Source organism: Actinosynnema sp. NPDC059335, assembly GCF_042752395.1.
GTDB lineage: Bacteria > Actinomycetota > Actinomycetes > Mycobacteriales > Pseudonocardiaceae > Actinosynnema.
Window position 1 is genome coordinate 1 of record NZ_JBHYXZ010000315.1, and the last position, 2,499, is coordinate 2,499.

The 2,499-nt window shown below is 71.2% G+C and carries 3 protein-coding genes; 1 reads left to right on the forward strand and 2 read right to left on the reverse strand.

Annotated elements, in window-relative coordinates; translation table 11 throughout:
- Nucleotides 1-47: 47 nt before the first annotated feature.
- Together ACFXGA_RS40095 and ACFXGA_RS40100 are read right to left on the reverse strand one after the other, a co-directional pair.
- Nucleotides 48-449 carry a YybH family protein gene (locus ACFXGA_RS40095; protein ID WP_378098431.1) on the reverse strand — a complete coding sequence of 134 codons (402 nt, stop codon included), beginning with the start codon at nt 447-449 and terminating at the stop codon, nt 48-50.
- A 47-nt stretch (nt 450-496) separates the two neighbouring features.
- Nucleotides 497-1,678, reverse strand: coding sequence for an acyl-CoA dehydrogenase family protein (locus ACFXGA_RS40100; protein ID WP_378098434.1), 1,182 nt, complete (start codon nt 1,676-1,678; stop codon nt 497-499).
- Nucleotides 1,679-1,945: 267 nt separating this feature from the next.
- Between ACFXGA_RS40100 and ACFXGA_RS40105 the strand changes: the two genes are divergently transcribed.
- Nucleotides 1,946-2,365, forward strand: a complete 420-nt coding sequence (locus ACFXGA_RS40105; RefSeq protein ID WP_378098437.1) for a YybH family protein — start codon at nt 1,946-1,948, stop codon at nt 2,363-2,365.
- The last annotated feature ends 134 nt before the right edge of the window (nt 2,366-2,499 follow it).

Here is a 2,499-nt window from a genome sequence, read left to right on the forward strand (position 1 = left end):
GGGTTCGGGCTCGGTGGGACGCCCGCGCGTCACGCGGGCGGACCGCCTCAGGCGGGCGGGGTGCCGCCGTACGCGTCGTCCACGGCGTACAGCCAGCTGCCGTCCGGGCCCTTGCGGACGACGTCGACGCCGACGCCCTCCAGGTGCTCGGGCTCGCCGTCGACGCCGGTCATGTCGATGGTCCAGTCGACGATGAACAGGATGGTGTCACCGGTGACGTACCGCTCCCGCTCCACCGCCACCATCGTGGGGTTGCGGGACAGGAACTCGCGGGCGGCCTCGCGGCGCGCCTCGCCGGACAGCGGCTTGCCGGGCTCCCACACCGCGACGGCGTCCTCGGTGTAGAACCGCTCGAGCACGTCGGGGTCGTTGGAGTTGAACGCCTGGACGTAGTGCTCCAGGTGCTTGTCCAGGTCTGTGGTCGGTTTGATCGTGCTGGTGGCGGTCATGACGGCTGGCTCCTTCACGCGTGGCGGTCGCCGGGTCCGGCGAGTGGTCAGAGGAAGAACGTGTTCGGGTCGAGGCCGAGCACCACCCGGCCGTGGACTTCGAGGTTCGTGACCGGCGTCATCAGGCCGTGCAGGGCCAGGCCGACGGTGTCGCGGTAGACGCGCTGCAGCGCCACCGACTTCTGGATCACCGACGCGCCGGAGAGCGTGTAGAGGATCTCCACGGCTTCCTTGGCGAGCTGGATGCCGTAGCCGACGTGGCCGCGGATGGCGGCCTTCTCCGCGGTGGTGACCTCGACCGCGCGGTCGGCGCGGTCCTGCATCAGCGTCGTGATGCGGTCCAGCAGGCCCTCGGCCGCGGCGATCTTGTTGGTCGCCGCGCCCACCTGGATCTGCACGTGCGGGTGCTCGGCCTGCTCGGTCCAGGCGGTGTAGGCGATGCCGCGCCCGGGGGCGCGCTCCGCGAACAGCTCCAACGCCTGCTGGGCCAGGCCGATGTACACCGCCAGCGAGGGCGCCATGACGTACGGGATCAGGCCGTAGTCGCGGCCGTGCAGGCCGGCGTTCCAGCGGTCGCCGGTGGTGCCCTCCAGGATGGCCACGCCGTCCACCACCCGGTGGGACGGCACGAACAGGTCCTTCGCGGTGGACGTGGAGCTACCGGTGCCGGCGGCGGACGAGGTGTGCCAGTCGTCGGCGACGCTGAAGTCCGACGCGGGGGCCACGGCGTAGAACTCCTCGGGCTGGTCGTGGCCCGGCAACTCGACCATGGCCGCGGCGATGTTCCAGTCCGCGCCGCGGATGCCGGTGTTGAACCGCCAGCTGCCGTTGAGCAGGTACCCGCCCTCGACCGCGGTCAGCGTGCCGGTCGGGGTGAACCCGCCCGAGACGCGCGCCCAGCCGCCCTCGTACACCTCTTCCTGCGCCCGGTCCGGGAAGGCCGAGATGAGACCCGTGCTGGACATCCACGCGTTCACGGTCCAGCCGGTCGAGCCGCAGCCGCGGGCGACCTGCGACACGATCGCCACCTGGTCGGCCACGCCGAGGTCCAGCCCGCCGAACTTGCGCGGCACCGGCGCGCGGAAGACGCCCGCCTCCTCCAGCAGCTTGATGTTCTCGTCCGGCAGCCACCGCCGGTCCTCCGCCTCCTGACCGTTCGCCCGCAACCGCGGCACGAGGTCGCGGACGGCCTCGATCACCGCGCGACCGTCCTTCTCGGTCTCCTGCATCAGCGCTGAACCTCTCGTCTGGTCCGCTGTGGACTGTTCGATGTCGGACCGGACGCCTGTCGCCAACCGCCCCAGGCACCCGTTCCGAACTGTAGGGGCGGGTGGAAAACGGACTCCCATCGAGCAGTAACGACGGGTGCACGACCGGTGATTACCGGCTCGTTGACCGACCGTGAAAGCCGGCGCTTACGTTCGCCGGGTAGGGCCCGTGATGCTCGCGAGCAGGGTCCGCGGACCCGGTCCACCGACAGGAAGCAGGACGGAAAGATGTCCACCGCACTTCGGATCGACCCCGACTTCCCCGACCTCACCGACGACATCGACACCCAGAACGACATCTTCATCGACGTGTTCAACTCGGGTGACGGCGCGCTGTTCGACCGGTTGTACCGGCCGGACGCCATCTCCAACTTCTCCGGCGGCCAGCTCACCGGCGCGGCGCGCAAGGCGTGGTTCGAGAAGTTCCTCGAGCCGCGGCCGCACCTCGAAGCGACGCTCACGCACGCGTACGTGGCGGGCGACGTGTCGCTCATCGGCGTGAGGTTCCAGATCGACACGACCGACGAGGAGGGCCGGAAGGTCCGGATCAACGGCACGTGCACGGACGTGCTGCGGCGCGGCGAGGACGGCCGGTGGCTGATGGCCGTCGACCGCCCGGTGATGCAGCCCCCGCAGTACCTCGACTGACGGCCGGCGCGAACCGCCGTGCCGACAGGACGTGGCGGGGGCCCCCCCCCGGCCGGGGTGGGGGGTGGTGGTGCGGGGTGGGGTGGGGGGGGGGGGGGGCGCCGGCGGCCCCCCGTGGGGTGGTAGTTGGGGGC